Annotated in this window: 21 protein-coding genes and 1 pseudogene; 15 read left to right on the forward strand and 7 right to left on the reverse strand. The window is 66.6% G+C overall.

What is annotated here, in order from left to right:
* Positions 1-139: 139 nt before the first annotated feature.
* Positions 140-1336, forward strand: coding sequence for an acyl-CoA dehydrogenase family protein (locus J0X25_RS37030; protein WP_207288873.1), 1197 nt, complete (start codon positions 140-142; stop codon positions 1334-1336).
* A gap of 3 nt (positions 1337-1339) precedes the next feature.
* Positions 1340-2335 carry an MBL fold metallo-hydrolase gene (locus J0X25_RS37035; RefSeq protein WP_207288874.1) on the forward strand — a complete coding sequence of 332 codons (996 nt, stop codon included), beginning with the start codon at positions 1340-1342 and terminating at the stop codon, positions 2333-2335.
* A 57-nt stretch (positions 2336-2392) separates the two neighbouring features.
* Here J0X25_RS37035 and J0X25_RS37040 read toward each other — a convergent pair whose 3' ends face one another.
* On the reverse strand, positions 2393-3328 hold the full coding sequence (locus tag J0X25_RS37040; protein ID WP_207288875.1) for a D-2-hydroxyacid dehydrogenase: 936 nt from the start codon (positions 3326-3328) through the stop codon (positions 2393-2395).
* Between the two features lie 185 nt (positions 3329-3513).
* Between J0X25_RS37040 and J0X25_RS37045 the strand changes: the two genes are divergently transcribed.
* From J0X25_RS37045 to J0X25_RS37065, 5 genes are all read left to right on the forward strand, one after another.
* Complete coding sequence (locus J0X25_RS37045; protein WP_207288876.1) at positions 3514-5049, forward strand: molybdopterin-dependent oxidoreductase; 1536 nt, start codon at positions 3514-3516, stop codon at positions 5047-5049.
* Positions 5050-5292: 243 nt separating this feature from the next.
* The gene (locus tag J0X25_RS37050; RefSeq protein WP_207288877.1) at positions 5293-6726 is read left to right on the forward strand and encodes an ABC transporter substrate-binding protein; all 1434 of its coding nucleotides are present in this window, start codon (positions 5293-5295) and stop codon (positions 6724-6726) included.
* Positions 6727-6829: 103 nt separating this feature from the next.
* Positions 6830-7783, forward strand: a complete 954-nt coding sequence (locus tag J0X25_RS37055; RefSeq protein ID WP_207288878.1) for a carbohydrate ABC transporter permease — start codon at positions 6830-6832, stop codon at positions 7781-7783.
* The gene (locus J0X25_RS37060) at positions 7780-8652 is read left to right on the forward strand and encodes a carbohydrate ABC transporter permease (RefSeq protein ID WP_207288879.1); all 873 of its coding nucleotides are present in this window, start codon (positions 7780-7782) and stop codon (positions 8650-8652) included. The genes J0X25_RS37055 and J0X25_RS37060 overlap by 4 nt, the downstream gene beginning before the upstream one ends.
* A gap of 44 nt (positions 8653-8696) precedes the next feature.
* A complete protein-coding gene (locus tag J0X25_RS37065; protein WP_207288880.1) occupies positions 8697-9782 on the forward strand; it encodes an ABC transporter ATP-binding protein in 1086 nt (361 codons plus the stop codon).
* Positions 9783-9797: 15 nt separating this feature from the next.
* Here J0X25_RS37065 and J0X25_RS37070 read toward each other — a convergent pair whose 3' ends face one another.
* The 4 genes and pseudogenes from J0X25_RS37070 to J0X25_RS37090 all read right to left on the reverse strand — a co-directional run bounded on the left by J0X25_RS37070 (position 9798) and on the right by J0X25_RS37090 (position 13068).
* Positions 9798-10373, reverse strand: a complete 576-nt coding sequence (locus J0X25_RS37070; protein WP_207288881.1) for an RDD family protein — start codon at positions 10371-10373, stop codon at positions 9798-9800.
* 95 nt (positions 10374-10468) lie between these two features.
* Positions 10469-10750, reverse strand: a complete 282-nt coding sequence (locus tag J0X25_RS37075; RefSeq protein ID WP_207288882.1) for a head-tail connector protein — start codon at positions 10748-10750, stop codon at positions 10469-10471.
* Between the two features lie 148 nt (positions 10751-10898).
* Positions 10899-12368, reverse strand: a pseudogene (locus tag J0X25_RS39920) (APC family permease).
* 472 nt (positions 12369-12840) lie between these two features.
* Complete coding sequence (locus J0X25_RS37090; protein WP_225896695.1) at positions 12841-13068, reverse strand: SDR family oxidoreductase; 228 nt, start codon at positions 13066-13068, stop codon at positions 12841-12843.
* 91 nt (positions 13069-13159) lie between these two features.
* On the opposite strand from J0X25_RS37090, the gene J0X25_RS37095 reads away from it, so the two are divergent.
* Together J0X25_RS37095 and J0X25_RS37100 are read left to right on the forward strand one after the other, a co-directional pair.
* Positions 13160-14311 (forward strand): acetyl-CoA acetyltransferase, encoded by a 1152-nt coding sequence (locus J0X25_RS37095; protein ID WP_207288883.1) that lies wholly within the window; start codon positions 13160-13162, stop codon positions 14309-14311.
* Positions 14308-14763, forward strand: coding sequence for a Zn-ribbon domain-containing OB-fold protein (locus tag J0X25_RS37100; protein ID WP_207288884.1), 456 nt, complete (start codon positions 14308-14310; stop codon positions 14761-14763). Before J0X25_RS37095 ends, J0X25_RS37100 begins: the two co-directional genes overlap by 4 nt.
* A 314-nt stretch (positions 14764-15077) precedes the next feature.
* Here the strand turns inward: J0X25_RS37100 and J0X25_RS37105 are convergent, their stop codons facing one another.
* Positions 15078-16079, reverse strand: coding sequence for an FAS1-like dehydratase domain-containing protein (locus tag J0X25_RS37105; RefSeq protein WP_207290946.1), 1002 nt, complete (start codon positions 16077-16079; stop codon positions 15078-15080).
* 282 nt (positions 16080-16361) lie between these two features.
* Between J0X25_RS37105 and J0X25_RS37110 the strand changes: the two genes are divergently transcribed.
* From J0X25_RS37110 to J0X25_RS37125, 4 genes are all read left to right on the forward strand, one after another.
* Positions 16362-17132, forward strand: a complete 771-nt coding sequence (locus J0X25_RS37110) for an SDR family NAD(P)-dependent oxidoreductase (RefSeq protein ID WP_207288885.1) — start codon at positions 16362-16364, stop codon at positions 17130-17132.
* Positions 17133-17200: 68 nt separating this feature from the next.
* Positions 17201-18805 carry a class I adenylate-forming enzyme family protein gene (locus J0X25_RS37115; RefSeq protein WP_207288886.1) on the forward strand — a complete coding sequence of 535 codons (1605 nt, stop codon included), beginning with the start codon at positions 17201-17203 and terminating at the stop codon, positions 18803-18805.
* Between the two features lie 132 nt (positions 18806-18937).
* The gene (locus J0X25_RS37120; RefSeq protein ID WP_207288887.1) at positions 18938-20242 is read left to right on the forward strand and encodes an MFS transporter; all 1305 of its coding nucleotides are present in this window, start codon (positions 18938-18940) and stop codon (positions 20240-20242) included.
* Positions 20243-20285: 43 nt separating this feature from the next.
* Positions 20286-21023: a 3-hydroxyacyl-CoA dehydrogenase family protein gene (locus J0X25_RS37125; RefSeq protein ID WP_207288888.1), complete on the forward strand. Its 738-nt coding sequence runs from the start codon at positions 20286-20288 to the stop codon at positions 21021-21023.
* A gap of 404 nt (positions 21024-21427) precedes the next feature.
* On the opposite strand, the gene J0X25_RS37130 is transcribed toward J0X25_RS37125, so the two are convergent.
* The gene (locus J0X25_RS37130; RefSeq protein WP_207288889.1) at positions 21428-22225 is read right to left on the reverse strand and encodes an enoyl-CoA hydratase/isomerase family protein; all 798 of its coding nucleotides are present in this window, start codon (positions 22223-22225) and stop codon (positions 21428-21430) included.
* A 175-nt stretch (positions 22226-22400) separates the two neighbouring features.
* Between J0X25_RS37130 and J0X25_RS37135 the strand changes: the two genes are divergently transcribed.
* Together J0X25_RS37135 and J0X25_RS37140 are read left to right on the forward strand one after the other, a co-directional pair.
* Entirely contained in the window at positions 22401-23411 is a 1011-nt protein-coding gene (locus J0X25_RS37135) for an MBL fold metallo-hydrolase (protein WP_225896696.1), read from the forward strand.
* Between the two features lie 92 nt (positions 23412-23503).
* Positions 23504-24673, forward strand: a complete 1170-nt coding sequence (locus J0X25_RS37140) for a thiolase family protein (protein WP_207288891.1) — start codon at positions 23504-23506, stop codon at positions 24671-24673.
* Positions 24674-24708: the final 35 nt, after the last annotated feature.

Raw genomic sequence — 24708 nt, forward strand, 5'->3', positions numbered from 1 at the left:
CTCCCGGACAGAGCATTATAACTGTTCCGCTCTGTTGAACGGACGAACCCGACGGCCGCTCGAGTTCCCATCGAGACCGCGGGCCGCGAAGACTGTGGGATACGATAACATTTATGTGGGCGGTTCTGTCATATGAGCTATGGACTTCAGCGAACCGTCCGAAGCGGTGCAGATTACGAAGGCCCTCGAGGAATTCATCGATCGGGAGGTCGCCCCGCTCGAGAACGAGTACGATCAGTTCCTCGGCGCGGACTACGAGAAGGAGATCGTCGACGACGATCATCGACAGGTCCCCGAGTATCGGAACATCGTCGAACAGATCCGACAGAAGTCCGTCGAGGCGGGCTTCTACGGGATGACGATGCCCGAGGAGGTCGGCGGCGGCGACGTCGACATCCTCACGCGCGCCATCGTCGGGGAGCACATGTCGAACCGGCCGCCGGGCTTCCACAGCGCCATCTTCGGCGGGGCCGGCGGACCGACGCCCATCCTGCTCGAGTGCGACGAGGACCAGCGCGAGGAGTACCTCGAACCGCTGATGGACGGCGAGATCACGACCTGCTTCGCGCTCACCGAGCCGGGCCACGGCAGCGACGCCCACCACATGGACACCCGCGCCGAGAAGGACGGCGACGAGTGGGTCATCAACGGACAGAAGTGCTACATCACGAACGGTCCGTACGCCGACTTCGCGATGGTCTTCGCGCGGACGAGCGGCGAAGACGGCGACCTCGAGGGGATCACGTGCTTCCTCGTCGACGACGACAACCCCGGCTTCGAGGTCGGCACGATCCACCGCGCGATGGGGATGACGCCCGGCACCCACTCCGAACTCTACTTCAACGACTGTCGCGTCGGCGAGGACCAGGTGCTCGGCGAGGTCGGCCACGGATTCCAGGCAGCGATGAGCTGGATCGGCGGCGGGCGGATCAACATCGCCGCGGGCTCGGTCGGCACCGCCCAGTTCCTGCTCGACATGTCCGTCGAGTACGCGCGCAACCGGGAGACGTTCGACAAACCGATCGCCCACCGGCAGGGGGTCTCCTTCCAGCTTGCCGAACTCGCGACGGACATCGAACAGGTCCGCCAGCTCTACCGGTACGCGGCCTGGAAGATGGACAACGGCGAACGCGCGCGCAAAGAGGAGTCGATGGCGAAGCTCCGGGGCGCGCAACTCGCCAACGACGCGGCCGACATCGCGATGCAGGTCCACGGCGGCGCCGGCTACATGAAGGAGCTCCCGATCGAGCGCAACTACCGCTCGGCGCGCGTCTTCCGCATCTTCGAGGGCACCGACGAGATCCAGAAACGAACGATCGCTCGCGAACTGATCTGAGCGATGCAGGATCCGACGGATCGCGCATCGGAACCGACCTCGGTGCCGATCACCAGGCTGGACTTCGATATCGAGTGGCCGCCGAAACACGCCGCCGCGTACCTGATCGAAACGCCCGCCCCGATCCTCGTCGACACCGGCGACCCGGCCGATCGGGCGGCGGAGACGATCCGGGACGAACTGGCCGCGAAGGGGTACGAGCTTTCGGACGTCGAAGCGGTCGTCGTCACCCATCCCCACAGCGACCACATCGGCCAGGTGCCGTTGCTCCGGGAGAGCGGTGCAACCGTGTACGCCCCCGCGCCGGTGCTCGAGCGACTCGAGCGCGACGCCGACGAACTGGCCGCCGGGGTTCGCGAGATCGGCCGATCCGCGGGCTATCAGGGCGAAGCGATCGAGCACGAGGCCGAACGCGCCTGTGAGTCGCTGGAGCGAAACCGACGACTGCTCGACCCGGACGCGGCCGTCGGGTTCGGGTTCGACGAGTCGGTGACGGTCGCCGGTCTCGAGTTCGATCCCATTCACACGCCCGGCCACCAGATCCACCACGCGAGCCTCGCGGCCACCGTCGACGGCCAGCGCGTCCTCTTCAGCGGGGACGGCCTCATCGACTCGTTCCGTCCGGGGGCGCTCCACGTGGGAATCGATTACGGCGCCTACGAGGCCGTCGACGCGTTCCACGAGGGGATGGATCGACTCGAGGAGCACTCGTTCGATCGGGTGTTCCCCGGCCACGGCCCGGTCTTTACGGACGCCCGGGGTGCCATCGAGCGCATGCGCACCGAACTCGAGTCACTGACCGGCGAGACCCTCGAGGCCGTCGTGACGGTCGGTCCGGCGACGCCGATGGAGATCACGCGGAACCGTATCGGCGAGATTCGCCATCCGGCACAGCTACTGGACACGCTCGGCGCGCTCGGAACGCTGACACGGCGCGGTCGCGTCGACTACACGACCCGCGACGGCGTCCGCAGCTATTCCGTGCTGAAGGCGGCGTAACCCTCGACGGCGCCGCCGCGAATCGTCTGAGAACGCCGCCGGTTCCGAGATGGCGACTCAGACGACCCGATTCTCGAGGTCCTCGTCGGCTCGAAACGTGTCGTAGTTCCGCAGGAAGACGTCGGCGCACCGCTCCCAGTAGTGGGGCGTCGACCCCGCCATGTGGGGCGTCACGAGCACGTCGTCGCGGTCCCACAGCGGGGACTCCTCGGGCAGCGGTTCCGCCTCGAAGACGTCCAGCGCGGCGCCGCCGAGTTCGTCCGCATCGAGGGCGTCCACGAGCGCCGGCTGGTCGACGACCTCGCCGCGGGCGACGTTGACCAGCACCGCATCGTCGTGGAGCGTCGCGAGCGCGTCGGCGTCGATCAGTCCTCGCGTCTCCTCGGTCAACGGACAGGCGAGGACGAGGTAGTCGCTGGCCGCGAGGACGGACTCGAGGTCGTCCGGGCCGTAGATCTCGTCGACGGCCGCGGGGACGTCGGTCGGATCCCGCTTGGTGCCGATGATGCGAGCGTCGTAGGCGGTGCAGTACTCGGCGACCTGCGAGCCGATCGCGCCGACGCCGACGATGCCGACCGTCCGATCGCCGAGTTCGCCGCCGAGGTAGCGCTCCCATTCCTGCCGTTGTTGCTGGGCGATCGCACGATCGAACCGCCGTTCGAAGTGCAGGAGGTAGCCCAGCACCTGCTGGCCGATCGGTTTCGCGTGGATCCCCGAGACGGTCGTCAGCGCGACCCCGCGATCGGCCAGCGCGTCGTGATCGTACGCGTCCGTCCCCGCGCTGAGCGCCTGCACCCAGCGCAGGTCCTCGGCGGCCTCGAGGACGTCTTCGGGGAGTCGTCCCGTGACGACGATTTCGGCGTCCGCGACCACCTCGAGCACGTCGTCCTCGTCGGGGTGCTCGAGGTCGATCTCGGGCCGACGGTCGCGGATCGCGTCGACCAGTCGCGGACCGCCGCCGCCGAAGATGTACGGCGTGACGACGACGGTCATGGGCTGGTCGCCTCCCGAGGTTCGCGTCGGCGACGCACGGTGACACCTGGTGGTTGGCGGTCGCTGCGAGACAGCATTTGTGTGCCAGTCATTGCGGTGTGGCGACAAAATAGTACGCGTCGGCGACCGGGACGCCCGAGGCGGCCGCGAAGGTTTCATATCCGACGATCCCATATTGTTACATAATGTCTCACAGGCAGGGTGCGATCGATCGCGTGCGCTCGTGGCTCCCCCTGGCCGCCGTGGCGCTCGCGGCGGGACTCGGTGGCGTGGGAGGTTCGTACCTGTCCGTCGGTCGACGGCCGGCTTTCGTCGCGGCGCCGTTCGATCGCATCGTCCTCGCACTCAGCCCCGACGCGCTCGTGGCGTTCGCGATCACGGAGTTGGGGACGCTCGCCCACCGATTGGCCTTCGTGACCGCCATCGCACTGACGTGCGTCTGTATCGGGCTGGCGGCCCTCCCCGGTGTGGCGGTTATCTGGGGTCGCGGACCCCTCCCCGATCGGCTGGTCCTCCCGGGCGTCGTGCCCGCCGTCGGCGTCGTTCTCGGGGCGGCGCTGCCGGGTGCACTCGCGTTCGCGTTGACCGGTTCGCCTGTCTCGAGCGGCGCCACCGCCGCCGGGGTCGGACTCGTCCTGCTGGTAACGGTCGTCGCAGCCGGCCTCGTCGACGGCGCGGACGCCACACCCGCGTTCGACCGCCGGCGGGTGCTGGGCGCAGTCGGGTCAGCAGTCGGGGTAGGCGCACTCGGCCTCCTCGTCCACGGGTCCGGCGAGGAGCCGTTCCCGTCCGGCCTCGAGATTCCCGAGGACGCCCGGCCCGAGGTCCGCGAGCTACTCACACAGGCGAGAGAGCAGTCACTGCCCGTCGACGGGCTCGAGCCGCTGGTCAGCACTGAGTTCTACGAGGTGGACATTACCAACGTGGATCCCGACGTCGACCGCGGGGAGTGGACGCTCTCGATCACCGGCGCCGTCGAGGCCGAACAGGAGTACGACTTCGCCGACGTCGAGGCTATGGACTTCGAGGACCGGTTCGCCACGTTGCGCTGCGTCGGCGACCAGCTCAACGGCTGGCAGATGGACACCGCGCTGTGGGGCGGGGTGCCGGTCAGGGCACTGCTCGAGGACGCGAACCCCCAGGGTGACCGAGTGATCCTGCACGGAACCGACGGCTACTACAACGAGTTTCCCATCGAGGCGCTGTGGCCCGGGCTGCTGGCCTATCGAATGAACGGGCGACCGCTGCCCCGGGCACACGGCGCGCCGCTGCGCGCCCTCGTCCCGGGCCACTGGGGCGAGATCAACGTGAAGTGGCTGACCGACATCGAGGTTCGCGAGGAGGACACCGAGGGATACTGGGAGCCTCGCGGCTGGCACGGCACCGGCCCGGTCGAGACGGTCGCCAAGCTCTGGCAGGTCAACCACCTCGGAAGCGGCCGGTTCGAGGTGGCGGGCCACGCCTACGCCGGGACCCGGGGTATCGAGTCCGTCGAGGTCTCGACCGACGGCGGCGACACCTGGGTCGAAGCCGAACTCTCCGAACCGCTCCCCGGGGAAGACGTCTGGCGGCAGTGGCGCCACGAGTACGGAGCGGCGGGCTCACACGAGGTGATCGTCCGGGCCCGAGACGGCGAGGGAAACCTCCAGATCCCCGAGGAGGACGGCCCGAAGCCCGACGGCGCTACCGGCTGGGTTTCAGAGACCATCCGACCGCAGTGATCGCGGGGTGGTGTCCGCGGGGTTTCACGCCGTCGATGTCTGCACGGTCTCACATCGTCTTCGCGCGCGCGGACAGCGCGGCACGAGCGAGTCCTGTCGTTCCATTCCCGACGGAAGACTGCATCCGAGCCGATCCCATTTAAAAGGTGGGCGCGCTGGCAGCGTCAATCCCGTGAAAAAATAGTGTAGATTTATATGGTTGGATATACCTGTTATCAGTGAACGTGTGTGGGTCGATCACAGATGACAGAAAATAGCTTCAATAGACGGCAGGTACTCGCAGGAACCGGGTTGGGAATGACGGCGGCCATGGCGGGCTGTTTGGGTGGTGGTGGTGGCAGTGACGACGAAGTTCACTTCATCACCGACTACTACAACGGTGCGTGGGAGTCTCTCTGGGGCGACCTCGAGTCCCAGTTCGAGGACGAGACCGACTTCCAGATGAACATCGAGGAGGGCGGGATGTCCGGAACGCAGGAAGGACGTCTCGCCCAACTGATCCAGGCGGGCAATCCGCCGGACGCGAACACGTCCACGTTCGACCAGGTGGCCGACATCTGGTCGACCGATCAGCTCGAGCCCGTCAACGACGTCGTCTCCGCGATCGAAGAGGTCAACGGAGAACTGAACGCCGGCGGGGCGTTCCTCGGCGAAGGGGACGAAATCTATCAGATCCCCCACGGCGTGTACGTCTCGAACTTCCAGTACCGGGCCGACGTCTACGAGGAACTCGGACTGGACGAGCCCGAGACGTTTAGCGACGTTCTCGAGAACGCCCAGGCCATCGACGAGGCCGGTGGCCCCTTCGAGGACATGCGCGGGTACGGACTGGCCGGCGCACCGACCGGCAAGAGCCAGGACGAACTCCTCGTCCTGCTGGCGAGTGCCGGCATCTCCGGAATCGGCCTCCGCTGGAAGGATCCGGACGCCCGCGAGGAACTCGAAATCCACTGGCCCGAGGACACGGTGACTCAGGTCCTGGAGTACATCAAGCAGCTCTCCCAGTACTCGCCGGACCCGACCAGTATCGGCTGGGCCGATTCGCTCAGTCAGTGGGTTCAGGGCCAGTACGGCCAGTGTTATCACCTCAACGCCTGGCCGGTCGGCGTCACCGCACAGGCGGCCGAGGGACAGGATAGCCAGGAGGCCAAAGAGGGGCTACGCCACGTCGCCAGAAGCACCGAGATCATCGCGTACCCGATGCTAGACGGGGTCGATCCGAGCGAGAACTGGCTCTCCGCACCGGCCCCCGACGGCTACCACATCTTCTCGAACGGCGGCAACACGGAAGGTGCCAAGGAGTGGTTCGAGTGGGTCTACGCCGACAGCATGGAGCAGACCGCGAGCTTCTACGAGGCGGACCCCGGACGGTTCCTGCCGACGTACTCCGACGTGATCGAGTCGGACCCGTTCCGGAACCAGGCTCTCTTCCAGGAACACGAGCACCTGCTCGAGAAGCTCGAGTACGTCCAGGACGAGATCTGGGGGAACCACTACGGAAGCGTCGACGAAGCGAACACCTCCTCGCCCGAGTCGCTGTACATGCAACGGCAGTGGTTCTACGGCGAGATGGTCAACCGCGTCGTCACCGACTCGATGGGGGTTCAGGAGGCCTACGAGTGGGGCTACAGCCAACTCGAGGAAGCCTTCGCGGACGCCCAGGAGCAGTTCGCATAGTTATCGAGTACGGCCGATTTTCATTTGGCCGTGTTCGAGACCGAGCGAATCGTTTATGACCAACCGTGAGATTAACATACATGCATGCAGTGGGATCCTAGATATGGCCAGTGAAACCGGAGAATCGATACGGCCGGGCAGGACGTACATTCCGTGGGACGACCTGCCGGTCAAACGGGAAACGGTCGCCGGTGTCGGCACCATCCTTCCCGTCGTTGTCCTGTACTTGCTCATCGCGGTGCTCCCGATCGCGTTCGCGTTCTGGGCATCGTTACACCACATTCACACGCTCAATCCGGAGTGGCAGTGGGCCGGCCTCGCGAACTACCGGGAGGTCCTGAACATCTCCACGTTCTGGGGTTCGCTGTGGCGAGGGATCATCTACATGGTCGGCAGCACCCTCCTCCAGCTCGCCGTCGGGCTCTGGATGGCGCTGGTGCTCAACCGCATCACCCGCGGGCAGAAGCTGCTCACCGCGGTGGTCTTTACGGCCTACCTGATCCCGACGATCATCGTCTCGCTGGTGGCGATGCGGGTGTTCGACCCGGCCGGCGGCGTCTTCCAGATGATGGGCGCCGAGTGGTTCGGACTCTGGGGCGGCCGGGAGGCACCGCTGGGCTCGCGAGACTGGGCCATGCGGCTGCTGATCCTCATCGGGACCTGGAAGTTCGCCGTCTTCGTCACCATCTTCACGCTCGCGCAGTTGCGCGCGATTCCGGATCGGTTCTACGAGGCGGCGAAGGTCTGCGGTGCGAACCGGTGGCAGATGTTCCGCGACATCACGCTGCCGCGTCTCATGGGGATCGTCCTGGTCGTCGTCTTGCTCCGGTCGGTCTTCATGTTCAACAAGTTCGACATCATCTGGCAGCTGACGGAAGGTGGACCCGGCAACGCAACGACCACGCTGCCCGTACTGGCCTACAAGACCGTCTACACGGACCAGGCCTACGGGCTCGCTAACGCGATCTCCGTCGTCATGTTCCTGTTCCTGCTGGCGTCGGCGATCGTCTACTTCAAAATCTTCAACCCCAGCGAGGAGGTGGAGACGACGACATGAGTCAGAGTGAACCACCGGGAGGCATCTTCGGCCTCTCATACGACGGCGAGATGCGAGTCACCGAAGCACTGAAACTCGTCAGCACCGCGATCATCGTCATCGTGGGTGCCTGGCCGATCTACTGGATGACCCAGCTAGCCTTCACCCAGTACGGGACGGTCGAGAGTAGCGTCACCGTCTTCCCCACGCCGGACATCTTCACGTTCGATAACTTCACCGTGTTGACGCAGCCGGAGATGTACACGTACATGTTCAACACGGTCGTGGTGGCCATCGGGACCATCGTGACGGTCGTCCTCGTCTCGTTGCTCGCCGGCTACGGCCTCGCGCGACTCGAGTTCCCGCAAAAGGAGAACTTCGCGCGGATCCTCCTGATCGGGTACCTCTTCAGCCCCATCGTGATCGGGATCCCGCTCTACCAGATCTGGCAGAATATCGGTCTGCTCGGGACCCGCACCGGGCTCATCATCGCCCTGTCGGCGATCTCGATGCCCTTCGCGGTGTGGCTGATGTGGAAGTACATCATGACGATCCCGGCGGCCCACGAGGAGGCCGCGTGGGTCGACGGGGCGTCGCGCTGGCGGGGCTTCCGCGACGTCGTCGTCCCCCAGTGCCGTCCGGCGATCATCGCCGCGGCCCTGTTCGCCTTCGCGCTCGCCTGGAACGACTTCACGTTCGCGCAGATCCTCCTGCCCCAGACCGACACCACGACGTTCGCGCCCGGGATCCTCCGGGCGATGGGGCAGGCCCAGTTCCTGCCGGACGCCTACCTGATGGCGATCTCGCTGGCCATGACGTTGCCACCGCTCCTGTTCGCCTACTTCATGCAGAGCTACCTGCTGAAGGGGTTCCAGGTCAGAGCCCTCTGAGAGTGCACCACCTTTACAATTAACACCACGAGACAAACCAACATATGCCAGACATCGAGATTCGGAATCTGACGAAAGTGTACGACGAATCGGGCAACAAAATCGTCGCCGTCGACGACGTCGACCTCACTATCGAAGACGGCGAGTTCGTGACGCTCGTCGGCCCATCGGGCTGTGGGAAGACCACGACGCTGCGCTGCGTCGCGGGGCTGAACAAGCCCACCAGCGGCACGATCAAATTCGGCGACCGCGACGTGACGCACAAGCCGGTCCAGGAGCGCAACATCGCCCTGCTCTTCCAGGACATCGCGCTCTACCCGCACATGAGCGTCCAGGAGAACATGGCCTACGGCCTCAAGATCACCGGCTTCTCCCGGGAGGAACGGATCGCCCGCGTCGAGGAGGCCGCCGAGTTGCTCCAGATCACGGACCAGCTCAAGAAGATGCCCGCGGACCTCTCCGGCGGCCAACAACAGCGCGTCGCGCTGGGCCGGTCGCTGGTGCGCGACCCGGAGATCTTCCTGTTCGACGAGCCGATGTCGGACCTGGACGCCAAGCTCAAGGCCGAACTGCGGCCGGTCATCGAGAAGGTGACCGACGAGATCGGCTGTCCGACGCTGTACGTGACCCACGACCAGGAGGAGGCGATGACGATGTCCGACCGCGTCGCGGTCATCAACGACGGGAAACTGGCACAGGTCGCTCCGCCGAAGGAAGTGTACGACGAGCCGAACTCGCAGTTCGTCAGCCAGTTCATCGGACAGCCGTCGACGCAGTTCTTCGACGGGAACGTCAGGTCCGTCAACGGCACCGCCGAACTGGCGGTAAGCGACTACCGTTTCAACCTGGCCTCCGACGGCCTCGAGGGTTGGGCCGGCGAGGACGTTCGCGTCGGCCTCCGACCGCAGTACATCCAGGTCAGCGACGACCCCGCCGCCGGCATCCCGGCGACGCACCTGCTGGACGAGCCGCTGGGCGACGCGACGCACAGCTTCTTCGACACGGAGTTCGGTGAAGTCGTCGTCGTCACCGATCCGGACTTCGATGGGAACGGCGAGGAGTACAGCCTCATCTTCCGGGAAGACGACATCCAACTGTACGACGCCACCTCCGGCGTCAGAATCGCCTGAGCGCTCGACCAGCGGTCAGTTCTCTCCGTTTTCGCCCGCTCGAGCGGCCGCGCTGGCGTCCATGTCGGCCGACGTCGCCGCGTCGCGATCCGTCGGCGCCGTCGAGCGAACGACGACGGTCCCGGCGGCGTAATCGCCGAGGCGACGGCCGCCCGTCACGAGGGCCGATACCGAACCGACCACGACCGGCGGGACGCCCAGCAGGTCGACGTACAGGAGGAGGTTCCGCACGGCGCTGGCGCGGTAGGTGCACGGGCTGCCGTCCGCCATGACGACCAGCAGGCCCCGATTGACCTTCCCCGGCGTCCGACCGTATCGCCACTCGCAGACGAACGAGTAGGAGGCGTAGATCGGCAGCAGCGCGAGCAGCGACAGGGGGACGACGAAGTCGCCGAGAGCCTCGTAGGTTCCGCTGAACACCTCTCCCAGCACGTAGATCAGCGGAAACTCGATCAGGACGTAACAGACGAACAGGTCGATGGCCGCCGCAGCGCCGCGTGCGAGCAACACGTCGCGGTCGTCCGCGGACTCCAGTACCGGTGCCGGTTGCCGCTGCGTCGGCAGGAATCCGTCTAACTTCCAGTCGATCACTGTGTCATCGCCCCGACGTTCATACCGACGGTATTCGTCGAGGTGTACAAAATATCTGGTCCTCTACCGGTACTCGGGGTCGGCGTCCGCCGGGGTCATTCCATGCTGACGTCCGTGCGGAGCGTCACGAGGAAGTACAGCAGCAGGAAGATGGTGATCCCGCCGAACACCTGGGTGTCGATCGACAGGTACCCGTCCACGCGGTACAGCAGGACGGTCGTAACCGCCAGCACGACGATAGCGCCGACGGTTCGCCACCGTTCCCAGATTTTCTCGAGAATTATTCCGGCCGTGGACTTCTCCACTGCATCCGACGCCTCGCGAATGTTCTCCAGACCGGCACTCTCCGATGTCTGTCGCGTGGTATCCCCGCTCATATGTACTCGATATTCCCAGCGGGACGTAAATATCTATGGGTGACAGTGACAGGGACCGTTCGCACGGCGACGGACACCGAGCGGAGATCGGTGTAGCTGGCGTTCGCAGCCGACTCGAGACGGAGAACGGACGGTTAGAACCGCAGCGTCAGTCCTCGACCGCCGACGAGGCCGAATCGTCCGTCGTCGGATCCCCATTCGTCGGTCGACCGGCACGTGATCCGGCTTCGGCGCGTTCCTCCTCGTAGTCGTGGAGGGACTTCATGCGCCGTTTCAGGTCGACGCCCTTCTTCTCCCGGAGCGACCGGACGCGGTACCGGTAGGCCGGGTAAGCCAGCGCCATCCAGCCGAGGACGATCCCGAGGATCCAGCCCATCTCCAGGGAGACGCCGGCGAGAAAGACGGCCGCGATGAGCGCGCTCGCGACGGCGACGAACTTCAGGACCGGCCGCGGGAGCTTGTAGATCGCGTACTCGTAGCGGCGTTCGAACCGCTTGGGGAGGTTCCACAGCGCGACGGAACTGATGATCGCGCCGACCAGCGACGTGATCGCGAGCACCGAGGCCATGATGACCGGCGTCGTCCGGCTCATCGGCGGCACCACGATCAGTGCGGGGACCGCCAGCAGCAAGATCGCTCGGTAGGGCGTCTGGTACGTCGGGTGGAGCTTCGCGAAGTAGAGCGGGATCGCTTCGTCGCGCGCGGCCCGCATCAACTGCCTCGAGTAGGCCGTCTAGAGGGTGTTGAGCGACGTGAACGCGCCGACGACCGCGGCGGCCGCGACCAGGTACGCGCCCGCCGACGGGAGGAACTCGAAGGCGGCGTAGGCGACCCCCGCGTCGCGGTTCTCGACGTAGAAGTCCAGCGGGACGACGCCGACGGCGACGACCACGAGCGCGGTCATCAGGGTGATCGAGATCACGGCGCTCAGCGCGAGCACGCGAAGGATGTTTTTGACGGGATCCTCGAGTTCCTCGCCGAGGTCCGTCGCGAGGTTGAAGCCGTGCATGGCGATCGACAGCGAGACGAGGGCGACGAAGAACGAGCCGGTGCCCGACTCGAACATCCCGGAGTAGTTCCCGGGATCGACGTGGAAGGCCCCCGGAACGATGAAGGTCACCATGCCGCCGATGATGATCGAGACGAGGACGATCTGGACCTGCGTCACCAGCCGGATCCCCAGGACGTTCAGCACGATGAACGGAATCATGACGCCGTACATCAGCGCCCACATCGGAATCCAGTCGAACGTCGGGAAGAACTGCACGAACTCGGCGAAGCCGAAGGCGAGATAGAGTTGGCCGAGCCAGATCGACGGGATGACCATCCACGGCAGCAGGAAGCCGAAGAACGGACCGATCAGCCGCGAGCCGTAGACGTAACTCCCGCCGGCGGCCGGCATCGCGCCGCCGATCTGGAGCGTGCTGAGGATGCTGAACGTGACCGGGAGCAGGACCAGCACCATCGCGACGGCGACCTCGGGACCGAGGCCGTCGTCGGCGATGAGGTGGGCGGGCAACAGGAACGCCGTCACCGCGATGACGTTCCCGACGATCAGCAGGGTCCCGCCGAACAGGCCGATCTCCTCGTCGATGAGGCTGAACTCCGCGTCGGACATCTCAGTCACTCACTCGGTCTCGGAACGGGTCGATGTCACGACGGCGTCGGCTCCCGGCCACTCGCGCCGGGGACGCTCGAGGGGCCGATCGTCGGCGCCATTTCACGTCGGTCGCGGTCGATGACCGCCGGTCACCGGACCCGTCGAATCGTGCGCCCTGGGCTGTTCGTGCGCCCGCTCTCGAGGTGACTTGCGCGCCTGCATCCGGAGCTATTCTCACGCCCACAGATCGTTGGATCATGGGTGAAAGTATGAGCCGAATGACGTAAACCTAGCGGGTATCTCTCACGAGAATCACTGACACGATCAGTGCCCGTTTTCGAGCGCTGGCCGATCGGCTTCGGCGTCGCGGCGGATGGAACGGACTCTTCGTCGGCCATCGAATCCGATCGCGTTCCACGGACGAGTGACCTCGAGCGTCGGCGACGAACCCCTGCGACCGCGAACCGCCGACTGTCGACAGTGGGACCGCTTAATAGTACAGCAGGTCGGCACCACCGGTGACGACGACCTGTCCGGTGATGTACGCGGCGTGGTCCGAGGCGAGAAACGCGACCAGCGGGGCGACGTCCTCCCCGCGGCCGAGGTGGCCTATCGGCGTCGCGTCCGCGAGGCGGGCGAAGTTCTCGTCGATCGCCGCGAGTTCCTCCTGTGAGAGGTCCGCCAGTTCGTCCGCGACGGCTTCGGCACCCTCGGGCATACCGTAGATCTGTGTTAACTCACCACAAGCTATTTGGCGCCCGTCGGAAAACCGAGGGCCATGGCAGGCACTGCATTCCGGAGGGAGTGGCGTGGCTGAGCCGATCGTCGCCGGCGTCGCCGAGAGCGACCTCGGCGAGACCCCCGACCGCAACTGGCTCGACAACGCGGGGATCGCCACCGTTCGCGCACTCGAGGACGCCGATCTGACGCTCGAGGACGTGGACGGCGTGGCGGTCGGCGGCGGGGACGACTACATGCCCGCGCTGGTGCTGGCGGAGTACCTCGACCTCGAGGAGCCGTCGCTGCTCGAGGGGACCGAGATCGGCGGGTCGTCGTTCGAGAACTTCTGCGGCCACGTCGGTGACGCGATGGCCCGCGGCCGGGCCGACGTCGTCGTCATCGCCTACGGATCGACGAGCAAAACCGGCCCCGGACGGGACCGGTCGCTCGAGGTGACCCACCCCGTCGACGGCTTCGTCCGGCCGACGGGGCTCTTCCGGCCGCCGGGTGCCTACGCGATGGCCGCGCGCCGGCATATGCACGAGTACGGGACGACCGAGGAGCAACTCGCCGAGATCGCCGTCGCGACCCGCGAGTGGGCGTCGATGAACCCCAAAGCCGCACAGCGGGAGCCGATCACGGTCGAGGACGTCCTCGAGTCCCGGCAGATCGCGGAGCCGTTCAACCTGCTGGACTGCTGTCTGGTCTCGGACGGCGGCGGCGCGGTCGTGCTGGTCTCGGAGGAGAAGGCCCGCGAGTTGGGGGTGCCCGAGATCGCGGTGGCCGGGGTCGCCTCGACGAGCACCCACCGACAGGACATCAGCGAGATGCCCGACATGACCACGACCGGAGCGGCGGTGACGGGGCCGAAGGCGTTCGACGAGGCCGGAATCTCGCCGGACGACGTCGACGTCGCCCAGCTCTACGACTCCTTCTCCTACACCGCGCTCGTGACGCTCGAGGATCTGGGCTTCTGCGAGAAGGGCGAGGGCGGGGAGTTCGTCGAGGGTGGAACGACCGCACCCGGCGGCGAGTTGCCGATGAACACGCAGGGCGGCGGGCTCTCCTACTGCCATCCCGGCCACTTCGGGGTGTTCGTGTTGATCGAGGCGGCGCGGCAGTTGCGCGGCGACTATACCGGTGACAGGCAGGTCGATGGGGCCGAGGTCGCGGTGGCCCACGGGACCGGCGGCGTGTTATCCTCGAGTAGCACCGTCGTCTTACGGAGGGAGGACGCATGACTGGGGACGCGGACGAGTCGGCCTCGAGCGCGACGGTGGAGGACCGCCGCGAGGAGTGGAAGGGACCGGTTCCGGTTCCTTCCGGGGCGAATACGGAGTTCTGGGCCGCGACGCTCGAGGGGGAGTTGCTGTACCAGCACTGCGAGGAGTGCGGGACCGCGCAGTTGTACCCGCGGGCGGTCTGTACCGGCTGCGGGGCCGTGGATCCGCCGTTCGAGCGGAGCGAGGGTGTCGGGTCGGTCTATACGTACACGGTGTGTCACGTGCCGGGAGAACCCGGCTTCGGTGATCGGACGCCGTACGTCGTCGCCGCGGTCGATCTGGCCGAGGGGCCGCGATTGCTCGCGTTGGTGGACTGTGCGCCGGATGCGATCGAGGTCGGTGACTCGCTCGAGGTCCGGTTCTGGCAGGTCTCCGACGAGGCCGCCGTGCCCGTGTTCGTACCGGCGTAAGTCGGCTCATCTCGTCCCTTCTTGGTCCCTTCTCGAGGGTTCTCGAGGGTTCTCGAGGGTTCCCGAGGTGGATCGACGGTGCTTCTCTCGCGATGAAATCGACGACAGAGACGGTTCTCTGCTATCGTGGCAACGGTGAGGTCCACACCCTCCCCAACCGATTCGCTCGCTTCCGCTGGTCGCTCGCTCATCCCTCGCGCAGTGTCATCGACGCCCCCTCGTGGTACTCGGGGGCGTCACCAGCGCGCGCCACCGCAAGCGGCCGTCTCGCTATGCAGTGATCGATAGAGAACGAAATGAGTTGAGACGCCCGCTCAGTCGTCGTCCAACGTCGCCGTCACCGACCCGGTCAGCAGCGTCTCGCCGTGCTGGTTGGTCGCCTCGAGATCTACCCCGACGGCGCCCCCGTCGGCCTGTCGGTCGACGACCTCGCCGGTCGCGACGATCGTGTCGTCGGGGAAGACCTGCGACTGGAAGCGGACGCCGAAGGAGTCGACCGCCTCGAGCGGGAACCAATCGGTGACGACCCGCGAGGCGACGCCGGCGGTGAACATCCCCTGTCCGAAGACGCTCTCGTTGCCCGCCGCGCGGGCGTAGGGCTCGTCGTAGTGGATCGGGTTGAAGTCGCCGCTCGCGCCGGCGTACTTCACGAAGTGCATCCGCTCGAGGTCCTCGACGACGACCGTCGGACCCGCGTCGCCGACCTCGAGGTCGGCGATCGATCGGACGGTATCGACCGACTCGGCGGCGGGGACCTGCCCGCCGTTGGCGGCCGCCGTCTCCGAATCGTCGGTCGCAGCGTCGCTCGAGTCGTCGCTCGCGTTCCCGTCGTCCGCGTCGTTGTCGACCGCGCCGGAGGTCTCGATGGCGGTCGCGCGGTCGGTTATCACGAGGTTACCGTTCTGGTCGCGGTACTGGGTCTCGTAGACGGCGAAGGTCATCGTCCCGGCGCGGCCGCCTTCGCGCTGGAAGACCTTCGTGAGCGTCGTCTCACCCGTCAGCACGTCGCCGACCCGTAGCGGGCGCTCGTACTCGTAGGACTGCTCGCCGTGGAGGACGTACTCGGGCTGGAAGCCCAGATCGAAGCCGTACCCCTCGAGGTCGTCGGGGCGATAGCGCGGGAACCGGGTGACGCGCGGATACGTCGGCGGGGCCGGGATGGCGTCGAACCCTCGTTCTCGAGCGACCGACTCGTCTCGGAACACCGGGTCCGGCTCCGTAATCGACCGGGCGAACTCCTCGACCTTCCCCCGCTCGATGCGGAAGTCCTCGACGGTCGCTCGCGAGTCGCCGACCATCGCCTCGAGTTCGTCCATCGACTTATTCGGCACGGCGCTCACCTCGAGGATTCGAGCACAGTCGCCGGCCGTCTCGTCGTCGATACGCCGTCCGCGTCCGGGATCGACCCCCGGTCCGGTTTCGCATCATTGCCACGATGGTTTCGCGACGAGTTCCATAAGCGTACTCCTCACGGACGATAGCGAGCGCTCGGAGGGACGAATCACTTAACAAAGAGGTCGTCGAACCCCTGTACGAAGTATGTCAGCAACCACCACGATAGCGTCGAGAGCGACGCGCGTAGAGCGGAGGGAGAACCGATGACGACGACGCAGTTCAGCCTCGAGGGACAGACGGCCGTCGTCACCGGCTCCTCGAGCGGTATCGGGAAGGCGATGGTCGAGCTGTTCGCCGACGACGGCGCGAACGTCGTCGTCACCTCGCGGGAACTGGAGAACGTCGAACCGGTCGCGGAGGCGATCAACGAGAGTGAGGCCGAGGGGCGGGCGCTGCCCCTCGAGTGCGACGTGACCGACCGTGACGCGGTCGAGGAACTGGTAGAACAGACTGTCGACGAGTTCGGCGCGCTCGACATCCTGGTCAACAACGCGGGCGCGAGCTTTCAGGCGCCGCCGGCGGAGATCAGCGAGAACGGCTGGAAGACCATCGTCGACATCAACCTGCACGGGACGTTCCACTGCTCGCAGGTGGCGGCCGCGTACATGCGCGAGCACGGCGGCGGGAAGATCGTCAATATCGCGAGCGTAGCCGGGCAACAGGGCTCGCGGCAGATGAGTCACTACGGCGCCGCGAAGGCCGGCGTGATCAACTTCACGAAGTCGGTCGCCGCCGACTGGGCGGAAGACGACATCTGGGTCAACTGTATCGCGCCAGGACTGGTCGCGACGGAAGGCGTCAAGTCCCAGATGGGCGTCGAGGACGAGGCCGACGCCATCGACCGGACCACCGCCGACCGGACGATCGGCACGCCCGAGGAGGTCGCCGACCTCGCGCAGTTCCTCGCCAGTTCGGCCTCGTCGTACCTCGTCGGCGAGACGGTCACGATCATGGGGACGCCGCGGCTCGAGTGAGCCCGGAACCCGTCTCCTGTTACCAGTACCCATACTCTTTTGGGACCGATCGTCAAATTACGGGCCATATGGACCGCGAGCCCGTGCCGGCGGAGTCGCTACTGGCCCCGCCGTACGACGGTAACATCGCCGCGCTCCTCGAGCGAGCGATCGACGGCGATTCCGACGAGACGGCGATCGAACACGACGGCGAAACCGTGACGTACCGCGAACTGGACGCGCTGATCGACCGCTACGCGCGCGGCCTCCGCGCGGCCGGCCTCGAACCCGACGACCGGCTCTGCGTCTACGTTCCCAACAGCATCGACTTCTGTGCGGTGATCTGGGCCTGCTGTCGAACCGGGATCGTTGCCAGTCCGCTGAACCCGGCCTATCGACGCCGCGAGATCGAGTACCAGGTCGATCACGCCGACGCGAAAGCGGTCGTCGTCACCGGATCGCCCGCCGATCACGTCGTCAACGCCGTCGCCGACCTCGAGGCCGAGATCCTCACCACGGCGCCAGGGAGCGACGTCGACGGCGAGTGCGACTCGCTGGCGAACCTCGGCGAAAGCGGTACCGACGAGGGACGGATCGAGATCGTCGACCGCGCGGACGACGACGTCCTGCTCCAGCCCTACACCTCGGGGACCACCGGCGATCCGAAGGGCGTCCTGCTGACCCACGAGAACTTCCGGGTCCAGATCGCCACCAGCGTCTCGGGGTACAGCGCCAGCCCCCTCCAGGGGGACGCGCTGATCGTCCTCCCGATGTACCACATCACGGGGCTGCTCGGGATGCTCTCCTCGCTGTGTGCCGGCCGGACGCTGCACCTGCTCCGGCCCGACCGGTGGGATCCCGAGCGCGTCCTCGAGGTGATCGACGAGTTCGACATTCCCTCGTTCATCGGCGTCGCGACGATGTTCAACGACCTGCTCGAGGCCTACGACCCCGACGCGCACGACCTCGAGTCGCTCCAGCGGGCCGGACAGGGCGGCGACAAACTCCCCAAGCCCGTCCAGCGGGAGTTCGAGGAGACGTTCGACGCGCCGCTCTCGGAGGGGTACGGCCTCACGGAGACGACCGCGACGACGCACACGCTCCGCCGGTCGACGCTCGGGATCCGGGCCGGCAGCGTCGGCCAGCCGATCGGCCACGCGCGCTCGAAGATCGTCGACGAGAACGGCGAGGAACTCGGCGTCGGCGAGGAGGGAGAGATCCTCGTCGAGGGGCCGCAGGTGATGAAGGGCTACTACAAGAACCCCGAGGCGAACGAGGCGGTGTTCACCGAGGACGGCTTCTTCAAAACCGGCGACATCGGTTCCCGCGACGAGGACAACTACTACTACGTCGAGGGCCGCGAGAAGGAGATGATCCTCACCGCGGGGTACAACGTCTACCCCCGCGAGATCGAGGAGACGCTGTACGACCACCCGGGGGTGCTCGAGGCGGCGGTCTTCGGCGTCCCCGACGAGCGACGGGGCGAGACCGTCGCGGCCGCGGTCACCACAACCGAGGGTGCAGACCTCGACGAGGAAGCGATCGAGTCGTACGTCCTCGGCGAACTCGCGCCGTACAAGCACCCGCGGTACGTCGAGATCCGCGAGGAACTCCCCAAAACCGGCAGCGGCAAGGTCCGGAAGACGGTGCTCGAAGCGGAGTTCCGAGCGGCATACGCGGACGGCGGCGAATGACTCGAGGCGGACGCTTCCGCGGCCGAGCGGCGTCGCAAGGACGGAATATCACAGCCGTTTCGGCTCGGACTTCGAGACGGAATCCGAACGGAACTTTGAACACCGTATGACCGAAACGACACACAGACTTCGATGACGGACGACGCGCGGACGGACGACACGTACTCGACCGGCGAGATCAGAACCGTCGCGCTGGCGGTCATCGCCGGAATCTTCTTCGGTGGCGTGGCGACCGGCGTCGCCTTCCCGACGCTGCCGCTACTCGACGAGCGGCTCGTGATCAGCACGGTGATGCTGAGCGTGATCCTCTCTGCCAACCGGATCGCGCGGCTCTTCATGAACACGCCGGCCGGAACGATCATCGACCGCGTCGGCGCGCGGACGCCGATGATCATCGGGCTCTTCACGCAGGCGCTCGCGCCGTTCGGCTACATCGCCGGCCTCCGGACGCCGCCGATCATCCTCGGGACGATCCCCGGCTTCGGCGAGGTGTCGCTTCCGGGGGTCGTCTTCGTCCTCGCGCGGACGTTCTGGGGACTGGGCAGCGCGTTCGTCTTCATCGGCGCGTTCGCGACGATCACGTACGTGACGACGTCGGACAACCGCGGCCGCTGGGTCGGCTACATGCGCGGCGGCCAGTCGCTGGGGTTCCCCACCGGCCTCATCCTCGGGGGGCTCCTGACCGACATCGCCTCGATGGAGATCGCCTTCTTCACCGCCGGCGTCCTCGCGCTGATCGCCGGCACGGTCGCGACGTTCGTCCTCCCCGACGTCCACGGCGGCGCCGACACGAGGTCCGCGAAGCTCCGCGAGGTGCCGGCCCTGCTGCGCAGGCAGCCGACCGTGCTGCTGATCGGGTTCGGCAACTTCACCGTCCGCTTCCTCTGGGGCGGGATCATCCTCTCGACGCTCGCCCGCTTCGCCGACTTCCACGGCCTCGAGCTCGCCGTCCTCGAGGCCGCGGGGATCAGCGGCGTCGTGATGGGCGTCGGCGTGCTCACGATGGGCGGGACGACGGTCGTGACCGGCTGGATTTCCGATATGGTCAGCGACCGGACGCTGCTGACGGTGCCCGCGTTTCTGGCGATGACCGCGGGGTTCCTGTTGATCGCGTACGTCCCGACGATCGAGGCGCTGTTCGCTGCGCTCGTGTTGATCGGCGCCGGCATGGGCGCGGCCGCGCCGGCGATGCTCGCGATTCTGGGCGACCTCACACCCGGCGACGAAATCGGGCGGATGGGCGGCGTCTATCAGGTGTTGGGCGATATCGGGCTCAGCCTCGGCCCGCTGATCGCGCTCCCCGCCGTCGACAGCTGGTTCGGCTACCAGTGGACGTACGTCCTCTGTGCCGTGCTGGTCTGTAGCTGCCTGCTGATCGTCTCCCTGCCGCTCCTGCGGGACCCGGAGGTCTCGCGGACGCCCGTGAAAGCCGATTGACTCGATCGAAACTATTATCGGACCATATGTGGGTTGTGAGTTTATGGCACAGCAAGCAGCAGCCGTCGTCGGCGGCGGCATCATGGGTGCCGGCATCGCACAGGTACTGGCCCGCAACGGCTACGAAGTCCGCGTTCGGGAGATCAACGAGGAACTGGCCGAGGAGGCCCGCGAACGCGTCGTGTCGGGCAACTACGGCCTCGAGGACGCCGTCGAGGGCGGCTACCTCTCCGAGGACGAGATGGACGAGGTGCTCGATCGGATGACGTTCACGACGGACCTCGAGGAAGCGACCGACGGCACCGAGTTCGTCATCGAGGCGGTCACCGAGAACCTCGCGATCAAGGGACAGGTGTTCCGCGATCTGGACGAGGTCACGGACGACCAGCCCCTGTACTCGAACACGAGCGGCTTCGCGGTGACCTCGATCGCCAACGCCGTCTCGGATCCCTCGCGCGTCGCGGTGACGCACTTCTTCAATCCCGTCGCGGTGATGGACATGGTCGAAATCGTCCAGGCGCCCGAGACCGACGAGGCGGTCGTCGAACGCGCCGAGGAACTGGTCGACGAACTCGGCAAAACGCGGGTCACCATCGACGACGACCCCGGCTCCTACGGCTTCCTCGCCAACCGCTGTCACGCCGCCATGCGCGAGGAGGCCAAGAAGATCGTCGACGAAGGGATCGCCACGAAGGAGCAGGTCGACAAGGCGCTCGAGGACGGCTACAACCTCCCCGTCGGCCCGTTCTCGCTGGCCGGCCTCGGCGAAGAGTGGGACTGACGAATCGGTCCGGGCTATTGTTTCGAACAGAGAAGTCGGCGTGCAGTGGCGCGCGCTGCGTCGCGGTGAGGGGATACCGAACCGCGACGCGAAGCCGCGCGAGGGATGAGCGAACGACCTCAGGGAGTGAGCGAATCGGCTGGGGAGGAAGTGGAAATCCTAGCCGCCAGCGAGAGCAGCGCACTCAGGGCTACGAGAGCAGACGACGTTCTCGAGCAGTGTGTAAATCGTGGCAACAGGGAGTCGCCACACCCTCCCCAGCCGATTCGCTCGTTTCACTCGCTCATCCCTCGCGCGGCTTCACACCGTGGTTCGCGCTTCGCTCACCACGGTTCGGCACGCGCCACCGTCAGTGCACACAATTCCTCGCGTTGATCGCAGAGTGAAACGGGTGTCTCGAGTAGTTACTTCCCTTCGAATTCGGGCTCGCGGTCCTCGCCGAACGCGGCGGCGCCCTCCTCGTAGTCCTCGGTCTGCAGGAGCTGTCGGAAGAGCTTGCTGTCGTAGCGCAGGCCCTCCTCGAGTCCCGACTGGACGGCCATGTGCGCCGAGTCCTTGATCGCCTGCACCGCCAGCGGCGCCTGTCCGGCCAGGTTGGTGACGAACGCGTCGACCTCGTCCTCGAAGGCGTCGTCGTCGTAGACGTCGTTGATAATGCCCTCGTCGGCGGCCCGCTGGGCGGAGATGTGCTCGCCGAACATGGCCAGTTCCTTGGCGACGGCGGGGCCGGCCAGCTTCGTGACGTACTGGACGCCGCCGGCGCCGGGGAGGATGCCGAGGTTCACTTCGGGGAAGCCGAACGCGCTGGACTCGCTGGCCAGCCGGAAGTCGCAGGCGAGCGCGGTCTCGAGGCCCCCGCCCAGACAGTAGCCGTCGATCTTCGCGATCACGGGCGCCGGGAAGTCCCGGATGAACCGGTAGTGGTCGCGCTCGGAACTCGCACCGGCCGACTCCGAGGAGAAGCCGCCGACGTCCGCGCCGGCACAGAAGGCCTTCTCGCCGGCGCCCTCGAGGACCACCGCGCGGAGCGCGACGCCGTCGGCGTCCTCGTTCTCGGCCTCGAGGCGCTGCAGGCCCGCGATGATGTCGTCTCTGAGTTGGCCGTTCAGGGCGTTGAGCGCGTCCGGGCGGTTCATCGTGAGCGTGCCGACGCCGGTTTCGCTGTCGAACTCCACCAGGACAGTTTCGAGGTCTTCGTCCATGGAAGATGGTCACTATCGATCACCAAATAAGTACGCGAATCGGGTCCGCTCATGGAGCGCTGTCCCCCGCCTCGAGCAACCGCGTCCGCTTCGAGCAACCGCACCAGCCTCGAGCCCCCGCGACCGCCTTGCCGCGTGGCAAAACATAACACAAACGGGGCTCGTACGCGTGTCCGTGTCACGGACGAACCGATCGCCTCCCGAGGGCGACCAGTCGCAAGTTCATCGTCTCGAGTGTTCTGTCGAGTGGCCGCCGGATCACACCGCGGCGTACCTCCTCCCCGACGAGGAGCCGATCCTCGTCGACGCCGGGATGGCCGGCGAGCGGGCCCGAACGGAACTGATCGACGGCCTCGAAGCGATCGGCTACGAGCCCGGGGACGTCGATCACCTGCTACTGACGCACGCGCACATCGATCACATCGGGCAGGTGCGGACGATCCTCGAGGCCGGCGACCCGACCGTCTACGCGCCGGCGCGGCTGCGAGAGCTGTTCCGCCGCGACCTCGAGACCGTCGAAGCGGCGACCAGAGCGAACCTGCGCGAGACGGGCTTCGATTCCGACCGCCTCGAGGTCGCGGCCGACGAGTTGCTCGAGATCCACCGCGGGATCCGCGAGGCGGTGCCGTTCGAGGCGGTCGACGTCTGGATCGACGCGGACGAACCCGTCGAGATCGGGAGTCGGGAGTTCGACTCCATCTACACCCCCGGCCACCACGTGACCCACCACTGTTACGGGACCGAACTCGGCGGTGAGCGGGTCGTCTTCGCCGGCGACATGGCCATCGAGCCGTTCCGGGCGGCCGCGATCCACGTCAACTTCGACGACGGCGTACGGGAGGGGATCGACGCCTACCTCGAGGCCCTCGACCGGCTCGCGGACTACTCGTTCGACCGGGTCTACCCCGGCCACGGACCGGTCCACGACCGCTATCGCGAGACGATCGAGCGCTCGCGGGCGGACCTCGAGGACCGGCTCGATCGGTGCGTCGAGCGGCTCGCGGACCGCTGTGCGGGCGGCGAGGAGTCCGTCACGGCGATCGCCCTCGTACGTGATCGGAGCGACGACGTCCGCACGCGGGTGATGATGCTGCGGGAAACCGTCGCCGCGCTGGGAACGCTCGAGCGACGGGGCCGCGTCGAATCGCGGCTCGACGACGGCGTTCGTTACTACGAACCGGCGTAGCGAACCGACGTAGCAAGGGGGACTGGCCGCTCTCGAGCCCCGTCCTCGACGTAAGCTCTTTGGCGCTCGTCGTGCTAGTGGTACGGGAACACATGCACAACGCAGTCATCGTGGACGCGGTCCGGACGCCCTTCGGCAAGCGCAACGGCTCGTTCCGCGACACGCACCCGCAGGATCTGGCGGCGAAACCGCTCGAGGCGCTCCGCGAGCGAAACGACTTCGACCCCGAGACGATCGAGGACGTGATCTACGGCTGCGTAACCCCGGTCGACGAGCAGGGGCTCAACATCGGGCGCCTCGCCCCGATGGTCGCCGGCTGGGGCGATATCGTCCCCGGCGTCCAGCTCAACCGGATGTGCGGCTCCGGCCAGCAGGCGCTCAACTTCGCGGCCGCGAACCTGATGGCCGGCCAGCACGACGTCCTGATCGCCGGCGGCGTCGAACACATGACCCGCGTGCCGATGGGATCCGACGGCGCCGACGGCGTGGACGGCACGAGCGCCGTCACGGACACCTACTTCGAGTACTTCGACGAACTGACCCACCAGGGCGAGGGGGCCGAGCGCATCGCCGAGGAGTACGGCTTCACCCGCGAGGAACTCGACGAACTCGCCGTCGACTCCCAGCGCCGCTGGGGAGAGGCCTGGGACGAGGGGCGCTACGACGACCAGATCGTTCCTGTGGAGACGGAACTCGACGGCGAGTCGGTCACCGTCGAGCAGGACGAACACCCACGGCCCGACACCGACCTCGAGACGCTCTCGAACCTCCCGCTCTCCTTCCGCGAGGAGGGCGAGGGCCGCCACCACCCCGGCAACTCCTCGGGGATCGTCGACGGCTCGAGCGCGCTGCTCGTCGCCAGCGAGGAAGCCGCCGAGAAACACGGCTGGGAGCCGATGGCCCGCATCGTCCAGACCGAGGTCGTCGGCGTCGACCCCGTGACGATGTTGACGGGGCCGATTCCGGCGACAGAGCAGGTCCTCGAGAAAACCGATCTGGAACTCGAGGACATCGACCTGTTCGAGGTCAACGAGGCCTTCGCCGCGGTCGTCGCCGCGTGGCTCGAGGAGACCGGCATCTCCTGGGAGAACGTGAACGTCAACGGCGGCGCCATCGCCCACGGCCACCCGCTCGGCGCGACCGGCGCGACGCTGGTGACGAAGTTGGCGCACGAACTCGAGCGCACCGGCCAGGACCGGGCGCTCTCGACGATGTGCATCGGCTTCGGGCAGGGGATCGCGACGATCATCGAACGGGTCTAAGGTCATCGAAACGCGATTTCGCGTTCCGTTTTGGG

The organism is Haloterrigena alkaliphila (genome assembly GCF_017352155.2).
Taxonomy (GTDB): Archaea; Halobacteriota; Halobacteria; order Halobacteriales; family Natrialbaceae; genus Haloterrigena; species Haloterrigena alkaliphila.

Bases quoted from the DNA above. Each gene is read 5' to 3' on its own strand.
- J0X25_RS37030 (WP_207288873.1), top strand. From the start codon at position 140: ATGGACTTCAGCGAACCGTCCGAAGCGGTGCAGATTACGAAGGCCCTC.
- J0X25_RS37035 (WP_207288874.1), top strand. From the start codon at position 1,340: ATGCAGGATCCGACGGATCGCGCATCGGAACCGACCTCGGTGCCGATC.
- J0X25_RS37040 (WP_207288875.1), bottom strand. From the start codon at position 3,328: ATGACCGTCGTCGTCACGCCGTACATCTTCGGCGGCGGCGGTCCGCGA.
- J0X25_RS37045 (WP_207288876.1), top strand. From the start codon at position 3,514: ATGTCTCACAGGCAGGGTGCGATCGATCGCGTGCGCTCGTGGCTCCCC.
- J0X25_RS37050 (WP_207288877.1), top strand. From the start codon at position 5,293: ATGACAGAAAATAGCTTCAATAGACGGCAGGTACTCGCAGGAACCGGG.
- J0X25_RS37055 (WP_207288878.1), top strand. From the start codon at position 6,830: ATGGCCAGTGAAACCGGAGAATCGATACGGCCGGGCAGGACGTACATT.
- J0X25_RS37060 (WP_207288879.1), top strand. From the start codon at position 7,780: ATGAGTCAGAGTGAACCACCGGGAGGCATCTTCGGCCTCTCATACGAC.
- J0X25_RS37065 (WP_207288880.1), top strand. From the start codon at position 8,697: ATGCCAGACATCGAGATTCGGAATCTGACGAAAGTGTACGACGAATCG.
- J0X25_RS37075 (WP_207288882.1), bottom strand. From the start codon at position 10,750: ATGAGCGGGGATACCACGCGACAGACATCGGAGAGTGCCGGTCTGGAG.
- J0X25_RS37090 (WP_225896695.1), bottom strand. From the start codon at position 13,068: ATGCCCGAGGGTGCCGAAGCCGTCGCGGACGAACTGGCGGACCTCTCA.
- J0X25_RS37100 (WP_207288884.1), top strand. From the start codon at position 14,308: ATGACTGGGGACGCGGACGAGTCGGCCTCGAGCGCGACGGTGGAGGAC.
- J0X25_RS37105 (WP_207290946.1), bottom strand. From the start codon at position 16,079: ATGGACGAACTCGAGGCGATGGTCGGCGACTCGCGAGCGACCGTCGAG.
- J0X25_RS37110 (WP_207288885.1), top strand. From the start codon at position 16,362: ATGACGACGACGCAGTTCAGCCTCGAGGGACAGACGGCCGTCGTCACC.
- J0X25_RS37115 (WP_207288886.1), top strand. From the start codon at position 17,201: ATGGACCGCGAGCCCGTGCCGGCGGAGTCGCTACTGGCCCCGCCGTAC.
- J0X25_RS37120 (WP_207288887.1), top strand. From the start codon at position 18,938: ATGACGGACGACGCGCGGACGGACGACACGTACTCGACCGGCGAGATC.
- J0X25_RS37125 (WP_207288888.1), top strand. From the start codon at position 20,286: ATGGCACAGCAAGCAGCAGCCGTCGTCGGCGGCGGCATCATGGGTGCC.
- J0X25_RS37130 (WP_207288889.1), bottom strand. From the start codon at position 22,225: ATGGACGAAGACCTCGAAACTGTCCTGGTGGAGTTCGACAGCGAAACC.
- J0X25_RS37140 (WP_207288891.1), top strand. From the start codon at position 23,504: ATGCACAACGCAGTCATCGTGGACGCGGTCCGGACGCCCTTCGGCAAG.